Raw genomic sequence first — 23,378 nt, forward strand, 5'->3', positions numbered from 1 at the left:
AGCCGCACACCAAGTTCGAATCTGAAGTGTACATTCTGTCCAAAGATGAAGGCGGCCGTCATACTCCGTTCTTCAAAGGCTACCGTCCGCAGTTCTACTTCCGTACTACTGACGTGACTGGTACCATCGAACTGCCGGAAGGCGTAGAGATGGTAATGCCGGGCGACAACATCAAAATGGTTGTTACCCTGATCCACCCGATCGCGATGGACGATGGTCTGCGTTTCGCAATCCGTGAAGGCGGCCGTACCGTTGGCGCGGGCGTTGTAGCTAAAGTTCTGAGCTAATTGCCGATAACATTTGACGCAATGCGCAATAAAAGGGCATCATTTGATGCCCTTTTTGCACGCTTTCGTACCAGAACCTGGCTCATCAGTGATTTTCTTTGTCATAATCATTGCTGAGACAGGCTCTGTTGAGGGCGTATAATCCGAAAAGCGAATACGCGTTTCGATTTGGTTTGCCTCGCTATCGCGGGGTGAAAATGTTTGTAGAATACTTCTGACAGGTTGGTTTATGAGTGCGAATACCGAAGCTCAAGGAAGCGGGCGCGGCCTGGAAGCGATGAAGTGGGTCGTTGTGGTGGCATTGCTCCTGGTGGCAATCGTCGGCAACTACCTTTATCGCGACATTATGCTGCCGCTGCGTGCGCTGGCCGTAGTAATTCTGATTGCTGCAGCGGGTGGTGTCGCGCTGTTAACGACAAAAGGTAAAGCAACCGTTGCTTTTGCCCGTGAAGCGCGTACCGAAGTCCGTAAGGTCATTTGGCCGACTCGCCAGGAAACATTGCACACCACGCTGATTGTGGCTGCGGTTACCGCAGTAATGTCACTGATCCTGTGGGGACTGGATGGTATTCTGGTTCGCCTGGTATCCTTTATCACTGGCCTGAGGTTCTGAGATGTCTGAAGCTCCTAAAAAGCGCTGGTACGTCGTTCAGGCGTTTTCCGGTTTTGAAGGCCGCGTAGCAACGTCGCTGCGTGAGCATATCAAATTACACAACATGGAAGAGTTGTTTGGCGAAGTCATGGTTCCGACTGAAGAAGTCGTTGAGATCCGTGGCGGTCAGCGTCGCAAAAGCGAACGCAAATTCTTCCCTGGCTACGTCCTCGTTCAGATGGTGATGAACGACGCGAGCTGGCACCTGGTGCGCAGCGTACCGCGTGTGATGGGCTTCATCGGCGGTACTTCCGATCGTCCTGCGCCAATCAGCGATAAAGAAGTTGATGCGATTATGAACCGCCTGCAGCAGGTTGGTGATAAGCCGCGTCCGAAAACGCTGTTTGAACCGGGTGAAATGGTTCGTGTTAATGATGGTCCGTTCGCTGACTTCAACGGCGTCGTTGAAGAGGTGGATTACGAGAAGTCTCGTCTGAAAGTCTCTGTTTCTATCTTCGGGCGTGCGACCCCGGTAGAGCTGGACTTCAGCCAGGTTGAAAAAGCCTAATCCAGCGATCAAAAAAGCGGCGATTAAATCGTTGCACAAGGCGTGAGATTGGAATACAATTTCGCGCCTTTTGTTTTTATGGGCCTTGCCCGTAAAACGATTTTTTATATCACGGGGAGCCTCTCAGAGGCGTTATTACCCAACTTGAGGAATTTATAATGGCTAAGAAAGTACAAGCCTATGTCAAGCTGCAGGTTGCAGCTGGTATGGCTAACCCGAGTCCGCCAGTAGGTCCGGCTCTGGGTCAGCAGGGCGTAAACATCATGGAATTCTGCAAAGCGTTCAACGCAAAAACTGATTCCATCGAAAAAGGTCTTCCGATTCCGGTAGTTATCACCGTTTACGCTGACCGTTCTTTCACTTTCGTTACCAAGACTCCGCCGGCAGCAGTTCTGCTGAAAAAAGCGGCTGGTATCAAGTCTGGTTCCGGTAAGCCGAACAAAGACAAAGTGGGTAAAATTTCCCGCGCTCAGCTGCAGGAAATCGCGCAGACCAAAGCTGCCGACATGACTGGTGCCGACATTGAAGCGATGACTCGCTCCATCGAAGGTACTGCACGTTCCATGGGCCTGGTAGTGGAGGACTAAGAAATGGCTAAACTGACCAAGCGCATGCGTGTTATCCGCGAGAAAGTTGATGCGACCAAACAGTATGACATCAACGAAGCTATCGCTCTGCTGAAAGAGCTGGCGACTGCTAAATTCGTAGAAAGCGTGGACGTTGCTGTTAACCTCGGCATCGACGCTCGTAAATCTGACCAGAACGTACGTGGTGCAACTGTACTGCCGCACGGTACTGGCCGTTCCGTTCGCGTAGCTGTATTTACCCAGGGCGCAAACGCTGAAGCTGCTAAAGCTGCAGGCGCTGAACTGGTAGGTATGGAAGATCTGGCTGACCAGATCAAGAAAGGCGAAATGAACTTTGACGTTGTTATTGCTTCTCCGGATGCAATGCGCGTTGTTGGCCAACTGGGCCAGGTTCTGGGGCCGCGCGGCCTGATGCCAAACCCGAAAGTGGGTACTGTAACGCCGAACGTTGCTGAAGCGGTTAAAAACGCTAAAGCTGGCCAGGTTCGTTACCGTAACGACAAAAACGGCATCATCCACACCACCATCGGTAAAGTGGACTTTGACGCTGACAAACTGAAAGAAAACCTGGAAGCTCTGCTGGTTGCGCTGAAAAAAGCAAAACCGACTCAGGCGAAAGGCGTGTACATCAAGAAAGTTAGCATCTCCACCACCATGGGTGCAGGTGTTGCAGTTGACCAGGCTGGCCTGAGCGCTTCTGCAAACTAATGCCTTTACGTGGGCGGTGATTTTGTCTACAATCTTACCCCCACGTATGCTAACGAAAGTTAGCAGCTAAAAAGATTTGTTCGTTGGAGCCTGGCCTATCCAGGCCTCCGTCGAAGACCGCAGGAGTTTCGCAAGAAACTTAATCCCCTGCGTAGACGGTGACAGAACGCTAAGATTATTCTTTTATATTCTGGCTTGTTTCTGCTCACCGTAATTAAGACGCTCTCTCCATTTGGAGGAGTGAAGTGAGTTCCAGAGATTTTCTCTGGCAAACATCCAGGAGCAAAGCTAATGGCTTTAAATCTTCAAGACAAACAAGCGATTGTTGCTGAAGTCAGCGAAGTAGCCAAAGGCGCGCTGTCTGCAGTGGTTGCGGATTCCCGTGGCGTGACTGTAGATAAAATGACTGAACTGCGTAAAGCAGGTCGCGAAGCTGGCGTATACATGCGTGTTGTTCGTAACACCCTGCTGCGTCGTGCTGTTGAAGGTACTCCGTTCGAGTGCCTGAAAGACGCGTTTGTTGGTCCGACCCTGATTGCATACTCTATGGAACACCCGGGCGCTGCAGCTCGTCTGTTCAAAGAGTTCGCGAAAGCGAATGCAAAATTTGAGGTCAAAGCCGCTGCCTTTGAAGGTGAGCTGATCCCGGCGTCTCAGATCGACCGCCTGGCAACTCTGCCGACCTACGAAGAAGCAATTGCACGCCTGATGGCAACCATGAAAGAAGCTTCGGCTGGCAAACTGGTTCGTACTCTGGCTGCTGTACGCGATGCGAAAGAAGCTGCTTAATCGCAGTTATCTTTTTAACGCATTCGCTTACGTATAAACTTATTCTGATATTCAGGAACAATTTAAATGTCTATCACTAAAGATCAAATCATTGAAGCAGTTGCAGCTATGTCTGTAATGGACGTTGTAGAACTGATCTCTGCAATGGAAGAAAAATTCGGTGTTTCCGCTGCTGCTGCTGTAGCTGTAGCTGCTGGCCCGGTTGAAGCTGCTGAAGAAAAAACTGAATTCGACGTAATTCTGAAAGCTGCTGGCGCTAACAAAGTTGCTGTTATCAAAGCAGTACGTGGCGCAACTGGCCTGGGTCTGAAAGAAGCTAAAGACCTGGTAGAATCTGCTCCAGCTGCTCTGAAAGAAGGCGTGAGCAAAGATGACGCTGAAGCACTGAAAAAAGCTCTGGAAGAAGCTGGCGCTGAAGTTGAAGTTAAATAAGCCAACCCTTCCGGTTGCAGCCTGAGAAATCAGGCTGATGGCTGGTGACTTTTTGGTCACCAGCCTTTTTGCGCTGTAAGGCGCCAGTAGCGTTTCACACTGTTTGACTACTGCTGTGCCTTTCAATGCTTGTTTCTATCGACGACTTAATATACTGCGACAGAACACCCGTTCTGTGTAAATCGCAATGAAATGGTTTAAGCGTGATAGCAACAGGCATTGCGGAAAGTATCCATTTTCCGGTCAACAAAATAGTGTTGCACAAACTGTCCGCTCAGTGGACAGATGGGTCGACTTGTCAGCGAGCTGAGGAACCCTATGGTTTACTCCTATACCGAGAAAAAACGTATTCGTAAGGATTTTGGTAAACGTCCACAAGTTCTGGATGTACCTTATCTCCTTTCTATCCAGCTTGACTCGTTTCAGAAATTTATCGAGCAAGATCCTGAAGGGCAGTATGGTCTGGAAGCTGCTTTCCGTTCCGTATTCCCGATTCAGAGCTACAGCGGTAATTCCGAGCTGCAATACGTCAGCTACCGCCTTGGCGAACCGGTGTTTGACGTCCAGGAATGTCAAATCCGTGGCGTGACCTATTCCGCACCGCTGCGCGTTAAACTGCGTCTGGTGATCTATGAGCGCGAAGCGCCGGAAGGCACCGTAAAAGACATTAAAGAACAAGAAGTCTACATGGGCGAAATTCCGCTCATGACAGACAACGGTACCTTTGTTATCAACGGTACTGAGCGTGTTATTGTTTCCCAGCTGCACCGTAGTCCAGGCGTCTTCTTTGACTCCGACAAAGGTAAAACCCACTCTTCGGGTAAAGTGCTGTATAACGCGCGCATCATCCCTTACCGTGGTTCCTGGCTGGACTTCGAATTCGATCCGAAGGACAACCTGTTCGTACGTATCGACCGTCGCCGTAAACTGCCTGCGACAATCATTCTGCGTGCCCTGAACTACACCACTGAACAGATCCTCGACCTGTTCTTTGAAAAAGTTATCTTTGAAATCCGTGATAACAAGCTGCAGATGGAACTGGTGCCGGAACGCCTGCGTGGTGAAACCGCATCTTTCGACATCGAAGCTAACGGTAAAGTGTACGTAGAAAAAGGCCGCCGTATTACTGCGCGCCACATTCGCCAACTGGAAAAAGACGACGTCAAACTGATCGAAGTCCCGGTTGAGTACATCGCAGGTAAAGTGGTTGCTAAAGACTATATTGATGAGTCTACCGGCGAGCTGATCTGTGCAGCGAACATGGAGCTGAGCCTGGATCTGCTGGCTAAGCTGAGCCAGTCTGGTCACAAGCGTATCGAAACGCTGTTTACTAACGATCTGGATCACGGCCCATATATCTCTGAAACCTTACGTGTCGACCCAACTAACGACCGTCTGAGCGCACTGGTAGAAATCTACCGCATGATGCGTCCTGGCGAGCCGCCGACTCGTGAAGCTGCTGAAAGCCTGTTCGAGAACCTGTTCTTCTCTGAAGACCGCTATGATCTGTCTGCGGTTGGTCGTATGAAGTTCAACCGCTCTCTGCTGCGCGAAGAAATCGAAGGTTCCGGTATCCTGAGCAAAGACGACATCATTGATGTTATGAAAAAGCTCATTGATATCCGTAACGGTAAAGGCGAAGTCGATGATATCGACCACCTTGGCAACCGTCGTATCCGTTCCGTTGGCGAAATGGCGGAAAACCAGTTCCGCGTTGGCCTGGTACGTGTAGAGCGTGCGGTGAAAGAGCGTCTGTCTCTGGGCGATCTGGATACCCTGATGCCTCAGGATATGATCAACGCCAAGCCGATTTCCGCAGCAGTGAAAGAGTTCTTCGGTTCCAGCCAGCTGTCTCAGTTTATGGACCAGAACAACCCGCTGTCTGAGATTACGCACAAACGTCGTATCTCTGCACTCGGCCCAGGCGGTCTGACCCGTGAACGTGCAGGCTTCGAAGTTCGAGACGTACACCCGACTCACTACGGTCGCGTATGTCCAATCGAAACCCCTGAAGGTCCGAACATCGGTCTGATCAACTCCCTGTCCGTGTACGCACAGACTAACGAATACGGCTTCCTTGAGACTCCGTATCGTAAAGTGACCGACGGTGTTGTAACTGACGAAATTCACTACCTGTCTGCTATCGAAGAAGGTAACTACGTTATCGCCCAGGCGAACTCCAACCTGGATGAAGAAGGCCACTTCGTAGAAGACCTGGTAACTTGCCGTAGCAAAGGCGAATCCAGCTTGTTCAGCCGCGATCAGGTTGACTACATGGACGTATCCACCCAGCAGGTGGTATCCGTCGGTGCGTCCCTGATCCCGTTCCTTGAACACGATGACGCCAACCGTGCATTGATGGGTGCGAACATGCAACGTCAGGCCGTTCCGACTCTGCGCGCTGATAAGCCGCTGGTTGGTACGGGTATGGAACGTGCTGTTGCCGTTGACTCCGGTGTAACTGCGGTAGCTAAACGTGGTGGTGTCGTTCAGTACGTGGATGCTTCCCGTATCGTTATCAAAGTTAACGAAGACGAGATGTATCCGGGTGAAGCAGGTATCGACATCTACAACCTGACCAAATACACCCGTTCTAACCAGAACACCTGTATCAACCAGATGCCGTGTGTGTCTCTGGGTGAACCGGTAGAACGTGGCGACGTGCTGGCAGACGGTCCGTCCACCGACCTCGGTGAACTGGCGCTTGGTCAGAACATGCGCGTAGCGTTCATGCCGTGGAATGGTTACAACTTCGAAGACTCCATCCTCGTATCCGAGCGTGTTGTTCAGGAAGACCGTTTCACCACCATCCACATTCAGGAACTGGCGTGTGTGTCCCGTGACACCAAGCTGGGGCCGGAAGAGATCACCGCTGACATCCCGAACGTGGGTGAAGCTGCGCTCTCCAAACTGGATGAATCCGGTATCGTTTACATTGGTGCGGAAGTGACCGGTGGCGACATTCTGGTTGGTAAGGTAACGCCGAAAGGCGAAACCCAGCTGACTCCAGAAGAGAAGCTGCTGCGTGCGATCTTCGGTGAGAAAGCGTCTGACGTTAAAGACTCTTCTCTGCGCGTACCAAACGGTGTATCCGGTACGGTTATCGACGTTCAGGTCTTTACTCGCGATGGCGTAGAAAAAGACAAACGTGCGCTGGAAATCGAAGAAATGCAGCTCAAACAGGCGAAGAAAGACCTGTCTGAAGAACTGCAGATCCTCGAAGCGGGTCTGTTCAGCCGTATCCGTGCTGTGCTGGTAGCCGGTGGCGTTGAAGCTGAGAAGCTCGACAAACTGCCGCGCGATCGCTGGCTGGAGCTGGGCCTGACCGACGAAGAGAAACAAAATCAGCTGGAACAGCTGGCTGAGCAGTATGACGAACTGAAACACGAGTTCGAGAAGAAACTCGAAGCGAAACGCCGCAAAATCACCCAGGGCGACGATCTGGCACCGGGCGTGCTGAAGATTGTTAAGGTATATCTGGCGGTTAAACGCCGTATCCAGCCTGGTGACAAGATGGCAGGTCGTCACGGTAACAAGGGTGTAATTTCTAAGATCAACCCGATCGAAGATATGCCTTACGATGAAAACGGTACGCCGGTAGACATCGTACTGAACCCGCTGGGCGTACCGTCTCGTATGAACATCGGTCAGATCCTCGAAACCCACCTGGGTATGGCTGCGAAAGGTATCGGCGATAAGATCAACGCCATGCTGAAACAGCAGCAAGAAGTCGCGAAACTGCGCGAATTCATCCAGCGTGCGTACGATCTGGGCGCTGACGTTCGCCAGAAAGTTGACCTGAGTACCTTCAGCGATGAAGAAGTTATGCGTCTGGCTGAAAACCTGCGCAAAGGTATGCCAATCGCAACGCCGGTATTCGACGGTGCGAAAGAAGCAGAAATTAAAGAGCTGCTGAAACTTGGCGACCTGCCGACTTCTGGTCAGATCCGCCTGTACGACGGCCGCACTGGTGAACAGTTCGAACGTCCGGTAACCGTAGGTTACATGTACATGCTGAAACTGAACCACCTGGTCGACGATAAGATGCACGCGCGTTCCACTGGTTCTTACAGTCTGGTTACTCAGCAGCCGCTGGGTGGTAAGGCACAGTTCGGTGGTCAGCGTTTCGGGGAGATGGAAGTGTGGGCGCTGGAAGCATACGGCGCGGCATACACTCTGCAGGAAATGCTCACCGTTAAGTCTGATGATGTGAACGGTCGTACCAAGATGTATAAGAACATCGTGGACGGCAACCATCAGATGGAGCCGGGCATGCCAGAATCCTTCAACGTATTGTTGAAAGAGATTCGTTCGCTGGGTATCAACATCGAACTGGAAGACGAGTAATTCTCGCTCAAACAGGTCACTGCTGTCGGGGTAAAACCCGGCAGCGGATTGTGCTAACTCCGACGGGAGCAAATCCGTGAAAGATTTATTAAAGTTTCTGAAAGCGCAGACTAAAACCGAAGAGTTTGATGCGATCAAAATTGCTCTGGCATCGCCAGACATGATCCGTTCATGGTCTTTCGGTGAAGTTAAAAAGCCGGAAACCATTAACTACCGTACGTTCAAACCTGAGCGTGACGGCCTTTTCTGCGCCCGTATCTTTGGGCCGGTAAAAGACTACGAGTGCCTGTGCGGTAAGTACAAGCGCCTGAAACACCGTGGCGTTATCTGTGAGAAGTGCGGCGTTGAAGTGACCCAGACCAAAGTACGCCGTGAGCGTATGGGCCACATCGAACTGGCTTCTCCGACTGCGCACATCTGGTTCCTGAAATCGCTGCCGTCCCGTATCGGCCTGCTGCTGGATATGCCGCTGCGCGATATCGAACGCGTGCTGTACTTCGAATCCTATGTGGTTATCGAAGGCGGTATGACCAACCTGGAACGCCAGCAGATCCTGACTGAAGAGCAGTATCTGGACGCGCTGGAAGAGTTCGGTGACGAATTCGACGCGAAGATGGGTGCGGAAGCAATCCAGGCCCTGCTGAAGAGCATGGATCTGGAGCAAGAGTGCGAGCAGCTGCGTGAAGAGCTGAACGAAACTAACTCCGAAACCAAACGTAAAAAGCTGACCAAGCGTATCAAACTGCTGGAAGCGTTCGTACAGTCTGGCAACAAGCCAGAGTGGATGATCCTGACCGTTCTGCCGGTTCTGCCGCCAGATCTGCGTCCGCTGGTTCCACTGGATGGTGGTCGTTTCGCGACTTCTGACCTGAACGATCTGTATCGTCGCGTCATTAACCGTAACAACCGTCTGAAACGTCTGCTGGATCTGGCTGCGCCGGACATCATCGTACGTAACGAAAAACGTATGCTGCAGGAAGCGGTAGATGCCCTGCTGGATAACGGTCGTCGCGGTCGTGCAATCACCGGTTCTAACAAGCGTCCTCTGAAATCTTTGGCCGACATGATCAAAGGTAAACAGGGTCGTTTCCGTCAGAACCTGCTCGGTAAGCGTGTTGACTACTCCGGTCGTTCTGTAATCACCGTAGGTCCATACCTGCGTCTGCATCAGTGCGGTCTGCCGAAGAAAATGGCACTGGAGCTGTTCAAACCGTTCATCTACGGCAAGCTGGAACTGCGTGGCCTCGCTACCACCATCAAAGCCGCTAAGAAAATGGTTGAGCGCGAAGAAGCTGTCGTTTGGGATATCCTGGACGAAGTTATCCGTGAACACCCGGTACTGCTGAACCGTGCACCGACTCTGCACCGTCTGGGTATCCAGGCATTTGAACCGGTACTGATCGAAGGTAAAGCTATCCAGCTGCACCCGCTGGTTTGTGCGGCATATAACGCCGACTTCGATGGTGACCAGATGGCTGTTCACGTACCGCTGACGCTGGAAGCCCAGCTGGAAGCGCGTGCGCTGATGATGTCTACCAACAACATCCTGTCCCCGGCGAACGGCGAACCAATCATCGTTCCGTCTCAGGACGTTGTACTGGGTCTGTACTACATGACCCGTGACTGTGTTAACGCCAAAGGCGAAGGCATGGTGCTGACTGGCCCGAAAGAAGCTGAGCGTATTTATCGCGCTGGCCTGGCCTCTTTGCATGCTCGCGTCAAAGTGCGTATCACTGAATACGAAAAAGATGCTAACGGTGAATTAGTAGCGAAAACCAGCCTGAAGGACACGACCGTTGGCCGTGCTATTCTGTGGATGATTGTACCGAAAGGTCTGCCTTACTCCATCGTCAACCAGGCGCTGGGTAAAAAAGCAATCTCCAAAATGCTGAATACCTGCTACCGCATTCTCGGCCTGAAACCGACCGTTATTTTTGCGGACCAGATCATGTACACCGGCTTTGCATATGCAGCGCGTTCCGGTGCATCGGTTGGTATCGATGACATGGTCATCCCGGAGAAGAAACACGAAATCATCTCCGAGGCAGAAGCAGAAGTTGCTGAAATTCAGGAGCAGTTCCAGTCTGGTCTGGTAACTGCGGGCGAACGCTACAACAAAGTTATCGATATCTGGGCTGCGGCGAACGATCGTGTATCCAAAGCGATGATGGATAACCTGCAAACTGAAACTGTTATCAACCGTGACGGTCAGGAAGAGAAGCAGGTTTCCTTCAACAGCATCTACATGATGGCCGACTCCGGTGCGCGTGGTTCTGCGGCACAGATTCGTCAGCTTGCGGGTATGCGTGGTCTGATGGCGAAGCCGGATGGCTCCATCATCGAAACGCCAATCACCGCGAACTTCCGTGAAGGTCTGAACGTACTCCAGTACTTCATCTCCACCCACGGTGCTCGTAAAGGTCTGGCGGATACCGCACTGAAAACTGCGAACTCCGGTTACCTGACTCGTCGTCTGGTTGACGTGGCGCAGGACCTGGTGGTTACCGAAGACGATTGTGGTACTCATGAAGGTATCATGATGACCCCGGTTATCGAGGGTGGCGACGTTAAAGAGCCGCTGCGCGATCGCGTACTGGGGCGTGTAACTGCAGAAGACGTTCTGAAGCCGGGTACTGCCGATATCCTCGTTCCACGCAACACGCTGCTGCACGAACAGTGGTGTGACCTGCTGGAAGAGAACTCTGTCGACGCGGTTAAAGTACGTTCTGTTGTATCCTGTGACACCGACTTTGGTGTATGTGCGCACTGCTACGGTCGTGACCTGGCGCGTGGGCACATCATCAACAAAGGTGAAGCAATCGGTGTTATCGCGGCACAGTCCATCGGTGAACCGGGTACACAGCTGACCATGCGTACGTTCCACATCGGTGGTGCGGCGTCCCGTGCGGCTGCTGAATCCAGCATCCAGGTGAAAAACAAAGGTAGCATCAAGCTCAGCAACGTGAAGTCGGTTGTGAACTCCAGCGGTAAACTGGTTATCACTTCCCGTAACACCGAACTGAAACTGATCGACGAATTTGGTCGTACCAAAGAAAGCTACAAAGTGCCTTACGGTGCGGTACTGGCGAAAGGTGATGGCGAACAGGTTGCAGGCGGCGAAACCGTTGCAAACTGGGATCCGCACACCATGCCGGTTATCACTGAAGTAAGCGGTTTTGTTCGCTTCACCGATATGATTGACGGTCAGACCATTACTCGTCAGACCGACGAATTGACCGGTCTGTCTTCGCTGGTAGTTCTGGATTCCGCAGAACGTACCGCAGGTGGTAAAGATCTGCGTCCGGCACTGAAAATCGTTGATGCTCAGGGTAACGACGTTCTGATCCCTGGTACTGATATGCCTGCGCAGTACTTCCTGCCGGGTAAAGCGATTGTTCAGCTGGAAGATGGCGTACAGATCAGCTCTGGTGACACCCTGGCGCGTATTCCGCAGGAATCTGGCGGTACTAAGGATATCACCGGTGGTCTGCCGCGCGTTGCGGATCTGTTCGAAGCACGTCGTCCGAAAGAGCCGGCAATCCTGGCTGAAATCAGCGGTGTCGTTTCCTTCGGTAAAGAAACCAAAGGTAAACGTCGTCTGGTTATCACTCCGGTAGACGGTAGCGAACCTTACGAAGAGATGATTCCGAAATGGCGTCAGCTCAACGTGTTCGAAGGTGAACGTGTAGAACGTGGTGACGTCATTTCCGACGGTCCGGAAGCGCCGCACGACATTCTGCGTCTGCGTGGTGTTCATGCTGTGACTCGTTACATCGTTAACGAAGTACAGGACGTATACCGTCTGCAGGGCGTTAAGATTAACGATAAACACATCGAAGTTATCGTTCGTCAGATGCTGCGTAAAGCCACCATCGTTAACGCGGGTAGCTCCGACTTCCTGGAAGGCGAACAGGTTGAATACTCTCGCGTCAAGATCGCAAACCGCGAACTGGAAGCGAACGGCAAAGTGGGTGCAACTTACGCCCGCGATCTGCTGGGTATCACCAAAGCGTCTCTGGCAACCGAGTCGTTCATCTCTGCGGCATCGTTCCAGGAGACCACTCGCGTACTGACCGAAGCAGCTGTTGCGGGCAAACGCGATGAACTGCGCGGTCTGAAAGAGAACGTTATCGTGGGTCGTCTGATCCCGGCAGGTACGGGTTATGCGTATCACCAGGATCGTATGCGCCGCCGTGCTGCGGGTGAAGCTCCGGCTGCACCGCAGGTGACTGCAGAAGACGCGTCTGCCAGCCTGGCAGAACTGCTGAACGCAGGTCTGGGCGGTTCTGATAACGAGTAATCGTTAATCCGCAAATAACGTAAAAACCCGCTTCGGCGGGTTTTTTTATGGGGGCGATTCAGAGGGCAAAGTTTTTACGGAAAATATTAAGAAAGGCAGGGCGAAACGAGGAAGAAGCTTTTCGCCCTGGACAACATTCCTGCTGACGGCACTACCATAAAAAAACGCAAGGCTTTCAACAACCTTGCGTTTTTCATCTTCCGTAGTGGCTCGGAATAAATTTACGTCCTTACATTCTGTCTCATCGCCTTTGCGAGTCGCGTCCCAGATAGCTGTCCCAGTCTTTCCATACCGGCTGCAAACCCTGAGCGGTTAACGCAGCTGCCACAGCTTCTGGTCGGCGATCGTCGTGCGGTGAGAATTGTTCCAGTTCGGGGTGATTGTCGGCATAGCCACCTGGCTGCGTTTTCGAGAAGGCGCTGACGTTATTGATTGCCAGCGGAATAACGCGATCGCGAAACCACGGTGATTCTCGCGTGGAGAGTGACAGTTCAATCTCCGGTGCAAGCAGCCGGAAAGCGCAGATGGTTTGCACTAACTGGCGTTCATCCATAATCGACGCTGGCTCAATCCCGCCAGTACACGGGCGCAGGCGCGGGAAAGAGACAGAGTAGCGGCTCTGCCAGTAATGCTGTTGCAGCCATAGCAAATGCTCGGCAACCATATAGCAGTCAACGCGCCAGTTGTCGGAAAGGCCGATTAGTGCGCCGAGACCAATCTTATCAATCCCCGCACGACCCAGCCGATCCGGTGTTTCCAGTCGCCAGAAGAAGTCCTGTTTTTTCCCTTTCAGATGATGGCGGGCGTATGTCGCCTCGTGATACGTCTCCTGATAAACCATCACCCCATCCAGACCAAGCTGTTTTAACTCGACGTATTCCGCTTCTGCCAGCGGTTGCACTTCCATCTGTAGTGAGGAGAATTGTTTACGCAGGGCAGGGAGATGGCGGCGAAAGTAATCCATTCCCACTTTTGCCTGATGTTCACCAGTGACCAGCAACAGATGTTCAAAGCCCATTTCCCGAATAGCGGCGCTTTCTCTGACGATATCCGCTTCATCCAGCGTTTTGCGCTTGATGCGGTTGCTCATGGAAAATCCACAGTACGTGCAGTCGTTAGCGCAAAGATTGGAAAGATAAAGCGGGACGTAGAAGCTGACGACGTTGCCAAATCGCTGACGAGTCAGACGCTGCGCCCGTTGGGCCAGTGGTTCCAGGTATTCACTGGCGGCTGGCGATAGCAGCGCCATCATGTCGTCGCGGGTGAGTGCCGCTGCACTTAGCGCCCGCTCTACGTCAGCAGCCGTTTTGCTGTTGATACGCAGGCGGATGTCGTCCCAGTCCAGTTGCCGCCAGCGGTCGCTGAAGGTTTTCATGCTGATGCCTCCAGAAATCCGGTCAGCGGGCTGGTGGCATGAGCAAAATGACTGCGGCTGCCCGGTCCGGCCTGACGTGCCAGCAGGCCGGCGTCTACTGCCAGACGAAATGCCTTCGCCATGTTGACGGGATCGTCCGCGACAGCAATTGCCGTATTTACCAATACCGCATCGGCTCCCATTTCCAGCGCCTGCGCGGCATGGCTGGGAACGCCGATGCCAGCATCAACGACCACCGGAACCGTGGTCTGCTGGATAATAATCTCCAGCATGGCGCGGTTTTTCAGTCCTTGATTAGAGCCAATCGGTGCGCCGAGCGGCATCACCGCCGCGCAACCGACTTCTTCCAGACGTTTACACAACACTGGATCGGCACCGCAGTAAGGCAGCACGACAAATCCCTGTTGCACCAGCGTTTCGGCGGCTTTCAGTGTTTCGATGGGATCGGGCAACAGCCAGCGGGCGTCAGGGTGAATCTCCAGCTTCAGCCAGTGTGTGCCCAGAGCTTCGCGTGCCAGATGAGCGGCGAAGATAGCTTCTTCCGCCGTTTTCGCCCCGGAAGTATTCGGCAGCAGTGTCACTCCCGCCGCGATAAGCGGGGCGAGGATATCGTCGTTGTGTTGGCGCAAGTCGACGCGTTTCATCGCCAGCGTCACCAGCTGACTACCGGAAGCGCGGATCGCCTCCACCATCAGTTGTGAAGAGGCGAATTTCCCGGTGCCGGTAAACAGATGTGAATCAAACGTTTTGTCCGCGATACGTAACATCTCAACCTCCTGCAATAACCTGAAAAAGCAGGATCTGGTCACCATCCTGCACGATATGTTGTGCCCACTGCTCACGCGGGACGATTTGCTGATTAATCGCCAGTGCCGCGCCTACTTTTAGCTGATCGAGTTGTTCCAGCAGCTCGTGAACAGTTTGTCCGGCTGCGCACTGCATCGGTTGGTCGTTAAACAGGATCTGCATTGCATCCTCCACATACAGGGCAACCATTTGCACGGCGCAACGCCAGGCTGCGCCACTGGCTCGATTTACCGTCGAACAGTCGGAGTTCTCCCGCTGGCGTCTCTATACCGCTCAATAACTTAATTGCTTCCAGTGCCTGCAAAGTGCCCATTACTCCGACCACCGGGCCAACCACGCCTGCCGTGCGGCAGTTGCGTTTTGGCTCCTGGTTATCCGGCCACAGGCAGCGGTAACAACCGTGCTCCCAGGGCGGCGTTAATACCATCAACTGACCGCCAAATCCGACCGCGCTGGCGGTAATAAGCGGCGTGTTGAGTGCCACGCAAGCGGCATTAATCTCCTGTCGAGTCGCCATATTGTCAGTACAGTCGAGCACTACATCGGCTTGTGCTACCGCATCTTTTAACGCCTCACCCGTTAACCGTTGTTGTAATGCCGTCAGTTGAATATCGGGATTTAACTGTGTCAGTCGTTGTTGGCAGACCTGCGATTTCGGGCGATCGATATCTTCAGTGGTAAAGAGGATTTGTCGTTGCAGATTGCTTAAATGCACATCGTCGTCATCTGCCAGTACCAGCGTCCCGACGCCAGCACCCGCCAGGTACAACGCAGCGGGCGTACCCAGCCCGCCAAGGCCGATAATCAGTACCTGGCTGTCGAGCAGTTTTTGCTGCCCTTCAAGAGCGATATCATCGAGCAGGATTTGACGGCTGTAACGCATAAAGTCACGGTCATTCATCGCCAACTCCTGCTATTTCCAGCAATTGTGCAGTTGCCAAACGCCAGTCTGCCGCCTGGGTAATGGCACTGACGACGGCGATACTGCCGACACCCGTCGCCATCACCGCAGGCGCGCGCGCCAGACTGATACCGCCAATCGCCACGGAGGGATAATCCCCCAGACGCTCAATATGCCGTGCCAGTTGCTCCAGCCCCTGCGGTGCAGAAGGCATCTGTTTGGTTTGTGTCGGGAACACATGTCCCAGCGCGATATAAGAAGGGCGAGCTGCCAGCGCGACGTCGATTTCCATATCGTCATGGGTCGAAACGCCCAGCCGCAGGCCTGCCGCGCGGATGGCCTCAAGATCGGTAGATTGCAAATCTTCCTGCCCCAGATGGACGCCATATGCCTGATGCTTGATCGCCAGCCGCCAGTAATCATTAATAAACAGCCGCGCGTTATAGCGGCGACCCAGCGCAATTGCCGCTACTACATCGGCTTCCACCTCTTCATCGCGCTGATCTTTGATGCGTAGCTGGAGGGTTCGCACGCCAGCGTCCAGCAGACGTTCGATCCACTGTACGCTGTCCACCACCGGGTACAGTCCTAAATGAAAAGGTACAGGAGGAAAATCAGGCTGATACATCACGCTTCCTCCTTACGCAGATAGATGTCTCCGCCTCTGGCGCGGAAGTTCTCCGACATATCCGCCATTCCCACTTCAATGGTTTGCGCGGCGGCGTAATCGCGCACCTCCTGGCTAATTTTCATTGAGCAGAATTTCGGCCCGCACATGGAGCAAAAATGGGCGACTTTGCCGGACTCTTGCGGCAGGGTTTCATCGTGATAAGCGCGGGCGGTAAACGGGTCGAGAGCCAGATTAAACTGGTCTTCCCAGCGAAATTCGAAGCGGGCTTTCGACATGGCGTTATCGCGAATTTGCGCGCCCGGATGCCCTTTTGCCAGGTCGGCAGCGTGGGCGGCAATCTTATAGGTGATAAGCCCTTGCTTAACGTCTTCTTTATTGGGTAGACCCAGGTGCTCTTTCGGCGTTACGTAACAGAGCATCGCGCAGCCAAACCAGCCGATCATCGCCGCGCCAATCCCCGACGTGAAGTGGTCATAGCCCGGCGCGATATCGGTAGTCAGCGGCCCGAGGGTATAGAACGGCGCTTCGTGGCAGTGCTCTAACTCCTCGGTCATATTGCGGCGAATCATCTGCATCGGTACGTGTCCGGGGCCTTCAATCATCACCTGTACGTCATATTCCCAGGCGATTTTGGTCAGTTCGCCCAGCGTATGCAGCTCGGCAAACTGCGCTTCATCGTTGGCGTCCTGAATAGAACCGGGGCGCAGGCCGTCGCCCAGCGATAGCGAAACGTCATAAGCAGCGCAGATTTCACAAATTTCGCGGAAGTGTTGATAGAGGAAGTTTTCCTGATGATGGGAGAGGCACCATTTCGCCATAATCGAACCGCCGCGCGACACAATACCGGTCAGGCGTTTCGCGGTCATTGGCACGTAGCGCAGGAGAACGCCCGCATGAATCGTGAAGTAATCTACGCCCTGTTCGGCCTGTTCCAGCAGCGTGTCGCGGAACGCTTCCCAGGTAAGATCTTCCGCGATCCCGTTAACCTTTTCCAGCGCCTGGTAGATCGGCACAGTACCAATCGGCACCGGGCTGTTACGTAAAATCCATTCGCGGGTTTCGTGAATATAGCGGCCGGTGGAAAGATCCATCACCGTATCCGCTCCCCAGCGCGTAGACCACACCAGCTTTTCCACTTCTTCTTCGATGGAAGAGGTGACCGCCGAGTTGCCGATATTAGCGTTAACTTTTACCAGGAAGTTACGACCAATAATCATCGGCTCTGATTCAGGGTGATTAATGTTGGCGGGGATAATCGCGCGTCCGGCAGCGACTTCATCACGGACAAATTCCGCAGTGATATTTTCCGGCAGACGTGCGCCAAGGCTCATTCCCGGATGCTGGTGGCGCAAAACTTTGCTACGAATGCGCTCGCGCCCCATATTCTCGCGAATGGCGATGAATTCCATCTCAGGTGTGATGATGCCCCGGCGGGCGTAGTGCAGCTGTGTGACGCGGCGGCCTGCTTTGGCGCGTTTTGGCGTCAAGACGCCGCTAAAACGCAGCTCGTCGAGGCCATCATCTGCCAGCCGCGCTTTAGTGTAATCGGAGCTGCGCACGGTAAGTTCTTCACTATCGCCGCGTGCATCGATCCACGGCTGGCGCAGTTTTGCCAGCCCTTGCTGAACGTTAATGGCGATTTGCGGATCGCCATACGGGCCGGAGGTGTCATAGACCGGAATCGCTTCGTTTTCTTCATACTGCGGCTGTTCTTTGCTGCCGCCGATTAGCGTCGGGCTAAGCTGGATCTCACGCATCGGCACGCGCACGCCGGGGTGTGTGCCAGTGATGTAAATGCGTTTTGAGTTGGGAAAGGCGGTGCCTTCCAGGGTGTCGATAAAATGTTGCGCCTGGGCGCGCTGTTCGCGGCGGGTTAGTTTTGTTGCAGACATAGCTCATTCCAAAAGTTAAGGACGTGGCTTGTCAGACGACGGATGAAGCAAGAGACGATCGCCGCAGGGGCGATGCGATAGCAGATTAACTCTTGTTCCCTTCGCAGGTATTAGCCTGATCAGGTTCCGCGGATCCCGAATAAACGGTCTCAGCCAGTTAAGGCACTCCGACAAGAAATTAGCCCCGAAAACGGGGCGTTGAATGTAAATTACGCGTTAACAGCGCAGAACTCAAGCAAGATGTTTGACGCGGGCGGCATCAAGCACCAGCAGAATCAGCTTATCTTCCAGTACAAAGCGTGCTTCCAGCGCCTCGCCGATATCAGATAAAACCTGTTGAAACTCAAGGTAATTATCATGATCGATGGCGGTTTCCAGGCTGGAATCGTAGTAATCCATAATCTGTTGTGTATTGGCTTCCAGTTGCGGCCAAATCTTTGCGGCGCGCGCGAGTTGCCCGTTGCCTTCCAGCTTATGAAGAATGCGCTCATAAATACTGAAATGTCCGGCAGACAGATAATCGACCAGACTCTGGCAAAAATCATCAAGGGCTTTTTCGTTTAGCCTCATGTACGATTCTTTGCCAGGCTTAATGCCAACCAGATTGTAGTAAGCCACGAGCAGATGCTTACGTACATGTAGCCAGCGATCAACCAGTTTGTTACTTCCTCTGACGTGCTCCGTCAGGTTATCGAGCTGGTTAAGCATGATTGACTCCGCAAGTTTGTATTCAAAAACTGCTCAGTGAGAAATGTAAAAACCATGTTAAACATGCCAGTGATGCAAAGGTAGTGCAAGAGCTATGGATCGTATAATTGAAAAATTAGATCACGGCTGGTGGGTCGTCAGTCATGAGCAAAAATTATGGTTGCCGAAGGGAGAATTGCCATATGGCGAAGCGGCAAATTTCGATCTTGTGGGTCAGCGCGCACTACAAATCGGCGAATGGCAGGGGGAACCTGTTTGGCTAGTTCAACAGCAGCGTCGCCATGATATGGGCTCGGTGCGCCAGGTCATTGATCTGGACGTCGGGTTGTTTCAACTAGCCGGACGCGGCGTGCAACTGGCGGAGTTTTACCGCTCGCATAAATACTGCGGGTATTGCGGGCATGAAATGTACCCGAGCAAAACAGAATGGGCGATGCTGTGCAGTCACTGCCGTGAGCGTTACTATCCGCAAATCGCCCCCTGCATTATCGTTGCCATCCGCCGCAATGATTCGATCCTGCTTGCTCAGCATACCCGCCATCGTAACGGTGTCCATACGGTACTTGCCGGATTCGTCGAAGTGGGCGAAACCCTCGAACAGGCGGTCGCGCGGGAAGTAATGGAAGAGAGTGGCATCAAAGTCAAAAACCTGCGTTACGTGACTTCTCAGCCGTGGCCGTTTCCTCAGTCATTAATGACTGCGTTTATGGCGGACTATGACAGCGGCGACATCGTGATTGACCCGAAAGAACTGCTGGAGGCGAACTGGTATCGCTACGACGATTTACCCTTACTGCCTCCGCCTGGCACCGTGGCGCGCCGCCTGATAGAAGATACGGTGGCGATGTGTCGGGCAGAGTATGAGTGATGATACACTGACCGCCTGACGCACTAAGGAATAGCCAAAATGACCGAACTTAAAAACGATCGTTATCTGCGGGCGCTGCTGCGCCAGCCCGTTGATGTCACTCCAGTATGGATGATGCGCCAGGCGGGTCGCTATCTACCAGAATATAAAGCCACGCGTGCTCAGGCGGGCGATTTTATGTCGCTTTGCAAAAACGCCGAACTGGCGTGCGAAGTGACTTTGCAGCCGCTGCGTCGCTATCCGCTGGACGCGGCGATCCTCTTTTCCGATATCCTCACCGTTCCGGACGCGATGGGATTAGGGCTCTATTTTGAAGCCGGAGAAGGCCCGCGTTTTACCTCGCCAGTCACCTGCAAAGCTGACGTCGATAAACTGCCAATTCCGGACCCGGAAGATGAGCTGGGTTACGTGATGAACGCGGTGCGTACCATTCGCCGCGAACTGAAAGGCGAAGTGCCGCTGATTGGTTTTTCCGGCAGCCCGTGGACGCTGGCGACCTACATGGTGGAAGGCGGCAGCAGCAAAGCCTTCACAGTGATCAAAAAAATGATGTATGCCGATCCGCAGGCACTGCACGCTCTGCTCGATAAACTGGCGAAAAGCGTCACCCTGTATCTGAACGCGCAGATTAAAGCCGGTGCTCAGGCAGTGATGATTTTTGACACCTGGGGCGGCGTGCTTACCGGGCGCGACTACCAACAATTCTCGCTCTATTACATGCATAAAATTGTTGATGGTTTATTGCGTGAAAACGACGGTCGCCGCGTACCAGTAACACTGTTTACCAAAGGTGGCGGACAGTGGCTGGAAGCCATGGCGGAAACCGGTTGCGATGCGCTGGGACTGGACTGGACAACCGACATCGCCGATGCGCGCCGCCGCGTGGGTAATAAAGTCGCGTTGCAGGGCAATATGGACCCGTCGATGCTGTACGCGCCGCCAGCCCGAATTGAAGAAGAAGTAGCGACTATACTTGCAGGTTTCGGTCACGGCGAAGGTCATGTCTTTAACCTTGGTCACGGCATTCATCAGGATGTGCCGCCAGAACATGCTGGCGTGTTTGTGGAGGCAGTGCATCGCCTGTCTGCGCCTTATCATCAGTAAGGAGTGGTTATGGATCTCGCGTCATTACGCTCACAACAACTTGAACTGGCTTCTTCTGTGATCCGCGAGGATCGACTTGATAAAGATCCACCGGATCTGATCGCTGGAGCCGATGTCGGGTTTGAGCAGGGCGGAGAAGTGACGCGAGCGGCGATGGTGCTGCTGAAATACCCCTCGCTTGAGCTGGTGGAGTATAAAGTGGCCCGCATCGCCACTACCATGCCTTACATTCCTGGTTTTCTCTCCTTCCGCGAATATCCTGCGCTGCTGGCAGCGTGGGAGATGCTGTCGCAAAAGCCGGATTTAGTGTTTGTCGATGGTCATGGGATCTCGCATCCTCGCCGTCTTGGTGTCGCCAGCCATTTTGGCTTATTGGTGGATGTGCCAACGATAGGCGTGGCGAAAAAACGGCTCTGCGGTAAATTCGAACCGCTCTCCAGCGAACCGGGCGCGCTGGCGCCGCTGATGGATAAAGGCGAGCAGTTGGCCTGGGTCTGGCGCAGCAAAGCACGCTGCAACCCGCTGTTTATCGCTACGGGTCATCGGGTCAGCGTGGATAGCGCGCTGGCGTGGGTACAACGCTGCATGAAAGGCTATCGTCTGCCGGAGCCAACGCGCTGGGCGGATGCTGTGGCCTCGGAACGTCCGGCATTTGTGCGCTATACAGCAAATCAGCCCTAATTCAGGTAAACTGCGGATAATTTCCGTATTTGAGAACTCAACATGTTACAAAACCCGATTCATCTGCGTCTGGAGCGCCTGGAAAGCTGGCAGCATGTCACTTTCATGGCCTGCTTATGCGAACGCATGTACCCCAATTACGCCATGTTTTGCCAGCAAACCGGTTTTGGTGATGGGCAAATTTACCGCCGTATTCTCGATCTCATCTGGGAAACACTGACCGTCAAAGACGCAAAAGTGAATTTCGACAGCCAACTGGAGAAATTTGAGGAAGCGATTCCTTCAGCGGACGATTTCGATCTGTACGGCGTTTATCCGGCAATCGATGCCTGCGTGGCGTTAAGTGAACTGGTTCATTCACGTTTGAGTGGCGAAACGCTCGAACACGCGGTGGAAGTGAGTAAGACCTCCATCACTACCGTTGCGATGCTGGAAATGACTCAGGCTGGTCGCGAAATGAGCGATGAAGAGCTGAAAGAAAACCCAGCCGTTGAGCAAGAATGGGACATTCAGTGGGAAATATTCCGACTTTTAGCCGAGTGTGAAGAACGTGACATTGAGCTGATAAAAGGCCTTAGAGCCGACCTGCGTGAGGCGGGTGAGAGCAATATTGGTATAATTTTTCAGCAATAAGACCAGAAAACGTGAATTAACGCCTGATTTGTCGTACCTGGAGTCTTCCCTTTCGCCCCCCGTCTGGTCTACATTTGGGGGGCGAAAAAAAGTGGCTATCGGTGCGTGTATGCAGGAGAGTGCTATTCTGGCATTTCCGTCGCACTCGATGCTTAGCAAGCGATAAACACATTGTAAGGATAACTTATGAACAAGACTCAACTGATTGATGTAATTGCAGAGAAAGCAGAACTGTCCAAAACCCAGGCTAAAGCTGCTCTGGAGTCCACTCTGGCTGCAATTACTGAGTCTCTGAAAGAAGGCGATGCTGTACAACTGGTTGGTTTCGGAACCTTCAAAGTGAACCACCGCGCTGAGCGTACTGGCCGCAACCCGCAGACCGGTAAAGAAATCAAAATCGCCGCAGCTAACGTACCGGCATTTGTTTCTGGCAAGGCACTGAAAGACGCAGTTAAGTAATATTGCGTGGCAGTGAACAGTTTTAACGAAGGGGTGGTTTCACCCCTTTTGTCTTTCTGGCGTCGATCATCGATGCTGGCGGGCGCTCTGTTTCTCACTGCCTGTAGCCACAACTCTTCACTTCCTCCCTTTACCGCCAGTGGTTTTGCTGAAGACCAGGGCGCGGTACGTATCTGGCGAAAAGACAGCGGCGATAATGTGCATTTGCTTGCTGTGTTCAGTCCGTGGCGCAATGGCGATACCACGACGCGAGAGTATCGCTGGCAGGGCGATAACCTCACGCTCATCAATATCAATGTTTACAGCAAACCGCCGGTGAACATTCGTGCGCGTTTTGACGATCGCGGTGATCTGAGCTTTATGCAACGTGAATCCGATGGGGAAAAGCAGCAGCTTTCTAACGACCAAATCGATTTATACCGTTATCGTGCTGATCAGATCCGCCAGATTAGCGATGCCTTACGTCAGGGGAGAGTCGTGCTGCGCCAGGGGCGCTGGCATGAGATGGAACAGACCGTGACCACCTGCGAAGGGCAAACCATTAAACCTGATTTAGATTCACAGGCGATAGCGCATATCGAGCGCCGCCAGAGCCGCTCTTCTGTTGATGTCAGCGTGGCATGGCTGGAAGCGCCCGAAGGTTCGCAATTACTGTTAGTGGCAAACTCTGATTTCTGTCGTTGGCAACCCAACGAGAAAACGTTCTGAT

The 23,378-nt window shown here is 53.1% G+C and carries 22 protein-coding genes and 1 riboswitch; of the genes, 15 read left to right on the forward strand and 7 right to left on the reverse strand.

The window, feature by feature from the left end; translation table 11 throughout:
- From C3D30_RS19700 to rpoC, 9 genes are all read left to right on the forward strand, one after another.
- A partial coding sequence (locus tag C3D30_RS19700; RefSeq protein WP_000297313.1) for an EF-Tu C-terminal domain-related protein occupies positions 1-287 on the forward strand: 287 nt, incomplete at its 5' end.
- Between the two features lie 229 nt (positions 288-516).
- On the forward strand, positions 517-900 hold the full coding sequence (gene secE / locus C3D30_RS19705; RefSeq protein ID WP_001275702.1) for a preprotein translocase subunit SecE: 384 nt from the start codon (positions 517-519) through the stop codon (positions 898-900).
- A gap of 1 nt (position 901) precedes the next feature.
- A complete protein-coding gene (gene nusG / locus C3D30_RS19710) occupies positions 902-1,447 on the forward strand; it encodes a transcription termination/antitermination protein NusG (RefSeq protein ID WP_001287521.1) in 546 nt (181 codons plus the stop codon).
- Between the two features lie 158 nt (positions 1,448-1,605).
- Entirely contained in the window at positions 1,606-2,034 is a 429-nt protein-coding gene (rplK, locus tag C3D30_RS19715; protein ID WP_001085926.1) for a 50S ribosomal protein L11, read from the forward strand.
- 3 nt (positions 2,035-2,037) lie between these two features.
- Positions 2,038-2,742: a 50S ribosomal protein L1 gene (gene rplA / locus C3D30_RS19720; protein ID WP_001096683.1), complete on the forward strand. Its 705-nt coding sequence runs from the start codon at positions 2,038-2,040 to the stop codon at positions 2,740-2,742.
- Between the two features lie 291 nt (positions 2,743-3,033).
- The gene (rplJ, locus tag C3D30_RS19730) at positions 3,034-3,531 is read left to right on the forward strand and encodes a 50S ribosomal protein L10 (RefSeq protein ID WP_001207201.1); all 498 of its coding nucleotides are present in this window, start codon (positions 3,034-3,036) and stop codon (positions 3,529-3,531) included.
- 66 nt (positions 3,532-3,597) lie between these two features.
- Positions 3,598-3,963 carry a 50S ribosomal protein L7/L12 gene (rplL, locus tag C3D30_RS19735; protein WP_000028878.1) on the forward strand — a complete coding sequence of 122 codons (366 nt, stop codon included), beginning with the start codon at positions 3,598-3,600 and terminating at the stop codon, positions 3,961-3,963.
- Between the two features lie 318 nt (positions 3,964-4,281).
- Positions 4,282-8,310, forward strand: a complete 4,029-nt coding sequence (rpoB, locus tag C3D30_RS19740) for a DNA-directed RNA polymerase subunit beta (protein ID WP_000263098.1) — start codon at positions 4,282-4,284, stop codon at positions 8,308-8,310.
- A gap of 76 nt (positions 8,311-8,386) precedes the next feature.
- Positions 8,387-12,610 (forward strand): DNA-directed RNA polymerase subunit beta', encoded by a 4,224-nt coding sequence (gene rpoC, locus C3D30_RS19745; RefSeq protein ID WP_000653937.1) that lies wholly within the window; start codon positions 8,387-8,389, stop codon positions 12,608-12,610.
- A 241-nt stretch (positions 12,611-12,851) separates the two neighbouring features.
- Here the strand turns inward: rpoC and thiH are convergent, their stop codons facing one another.
- The 7 genes from thiH to C3D30_RS19780 all read right to left on the reverse strand — a co-directional run bounded on the left by thiH (position 12,852) and on the right by C3D30_RS19780 (position 18,924).
- Positions 12,852-13,985, reverse strand: a complete 1,134-nt coding sequence (gene thiH / locus C3D30_RS19750; protein WP_105287304.1) for a 2-iminoacetate synthase ThiH — start codon at positions 13,983-13,985, stop codon at positions 12,852-12,854.
- Positions 13,982-14,752, reverse strand: coding sequence for a thiazole synthase (gene thiG, locus C3D30_RS19755; protein WP_105287305.1), 771 nt, complete (start codon positions 14,750-14,752; stop codon positions 13,982-13,984). Before thiG ends, thiH begins: the two co-directional genes overlap by 4 nt.
- A gap of 1 nt (position 14,753) precedes the next feature.
- Positions 14,754-14,954 carry a sulfur carrier protein ThiS gene (thiS, locus tag C3D30_RS19760; protein ID WP_105286023.1) on the reverse strand — a complete coding sequence of 67 codons (201 nt, stop codon included), beginning with the start codon at positions 14,952-14,954 and terminating at the stop codon, positions 14,754-14,756.
- Positions 14,938-15,693: a thiazole biosynthesis adenylyltransferase ThiF gene (thiF, locus tag C3D30_RS19765; protein WP_000999757.1), complete on the reverse strand. Its 756-nt coding sequence runs from the start codon at positions 15,691-15,693 to the stop codon at positions 14,938-14,940. The genes thiS and thiF overlap by 17 nt, the downstream gene beginning before the upstream one ends.
- The gene (gene thiE / locus C3D30_RS19770; protein ID WP_000284586.1) at positions 15,686-16,321 is read right to left on the reverse strand and encodes a thiamine phosphate synthase; all 636 of its coding nucleotides are present in this window, start codon (positions 16,319-16,321) and stop codon (positions 15,686-15,688) included. The genes thiF and thiE overlap by 8 nt, the downstream gene beginning before the upstream one ends.
- Positions 16,321-18,216, reverse strand: coding sequence for a phosphomethylpyrimidine synthase ThiC (gene thiC, locus C3D30_RS19775; RefSeq protein WP_105287306.1), 1,896 nt, complete (start codon positions 18,214-18,216; stop codon positions 16,321-16,323). The genes thiE and thiC overlap by 1 nt, the downstream gene beginning before the upstream one ends.
- A gap of 79 nt (positions 18,217-18,295) precedes the next feature.
- A riboswitch (TPP riboswitch) is annotated at positions 18,296-18,396 on the reverse strand.
- A gap of 51 nt (positions 18,397-18,447) precedes the next feature.
- Complete coding sequence (locus C3D30_RS19780; RefSeq protein WP_000934292.1) at positions 18,448-18,924, reverse strand: Rsd/AlgQ family anti-sigma factor; 477 nt, start codon at positions 18,922-18,924, stop codon at positions 18,448-18,450.
- 94 nt (positions 18,925-19,018) lie between these two features.
- Here C3D30_RS19780 and nudC point away from each other — a divergent pair, with 94 nt between their 5' ends.
- The 6 genes from nudC to C3D30_RS19810 all read left to right on the forward strand — a co-directional run bounded on the left by nudC (position 19,019) and on the right by C3D30_RS19810 (position 23,377).
- Entirely contained in the window at positions 19,019-19,792 is a 774-nt protein-coding gene (gene nudC / locus C3D30_RS19785) for an NAD(+) diphosphatase (RefSeq protein WP_000373944.1), read from the forward strand.
- A 39-nt stretch (positions 19,793-19,831) separates the two neighbouring features.
- Positions 19,832-20,896, forward strand: coding sequence for a uroporphyrinogen decarboxylase (hemE, locus tag C3D30_RS19790; RefSeq protein ID WP_000137656.1), 1,065 nt, complete (start codon positions 19,832-19,834; stop codon positions 20,894-20,896).
- Positions 20,897-20,905: 9 nt separating this feature from the next.
- Positions 20,906-21,577 carry a deoxyribonuclease V gene (nfi, locus tag C3D30_RS19795; RefSeq protein ID WP_105287307.1) on the forward strand — a complete coding sequence of 224 codons (672 nt, stop codon included), beginning with the start codon at positions 20,906-20,908 and terminating at the stop codon, positions 21,575-21,577.
- A 42-nt stretch (positions 21,578-21,619) separates the two neighbouring features.
- Positions 21,620-22,210: a YjaG family protein gene (locus C3D30_RS19800; RefSeq protein ID WP_000940106.1), complete on the forward strand. Its 591-nt coding sequence runs from the start codon at positions 21,620-21,622 to the stop codon at positions 22,208-22,210.
- A 186-nt stretch (positions 22,211-22,396) separates the two neighbouring features.
- Positions 22,397-22,669, forward strand: coding sequence for a nucleoid-associated protein HU-alpha (hupA, locus tag C3D30_RS19805; RefSeq protein WP_001044513.1), 273 nt, complete (start codon positions 22,397-22,399; stop codon positions 22,667-22,669).
- A gap of 12 nt (positions 22,670-22,681) precedes the next feature.
- Complete coding sequence (locus C3D30_RS19810) at positions 22,682-23,377, forward strand: DUF1481 domain-containing protein (RefSeq protein WP_105287310.1); 696 nt, start codon at positions 22,682-22,684, stop codon at positions 23,375-23,377.
- Position 23,378 lies beyond the last annotated feature (1 nt).

Source organism: Escherichia sp. MOD1-EC5433 (genome assembly GCF_002966005.1).
GTDB classification, from domain to species: Bacteria; Pseudomonadota; Gammaproteobacteria; order Enterobacterales; family Enterobacteriaceae; genus Escherichia; species Escherichia ruysiae.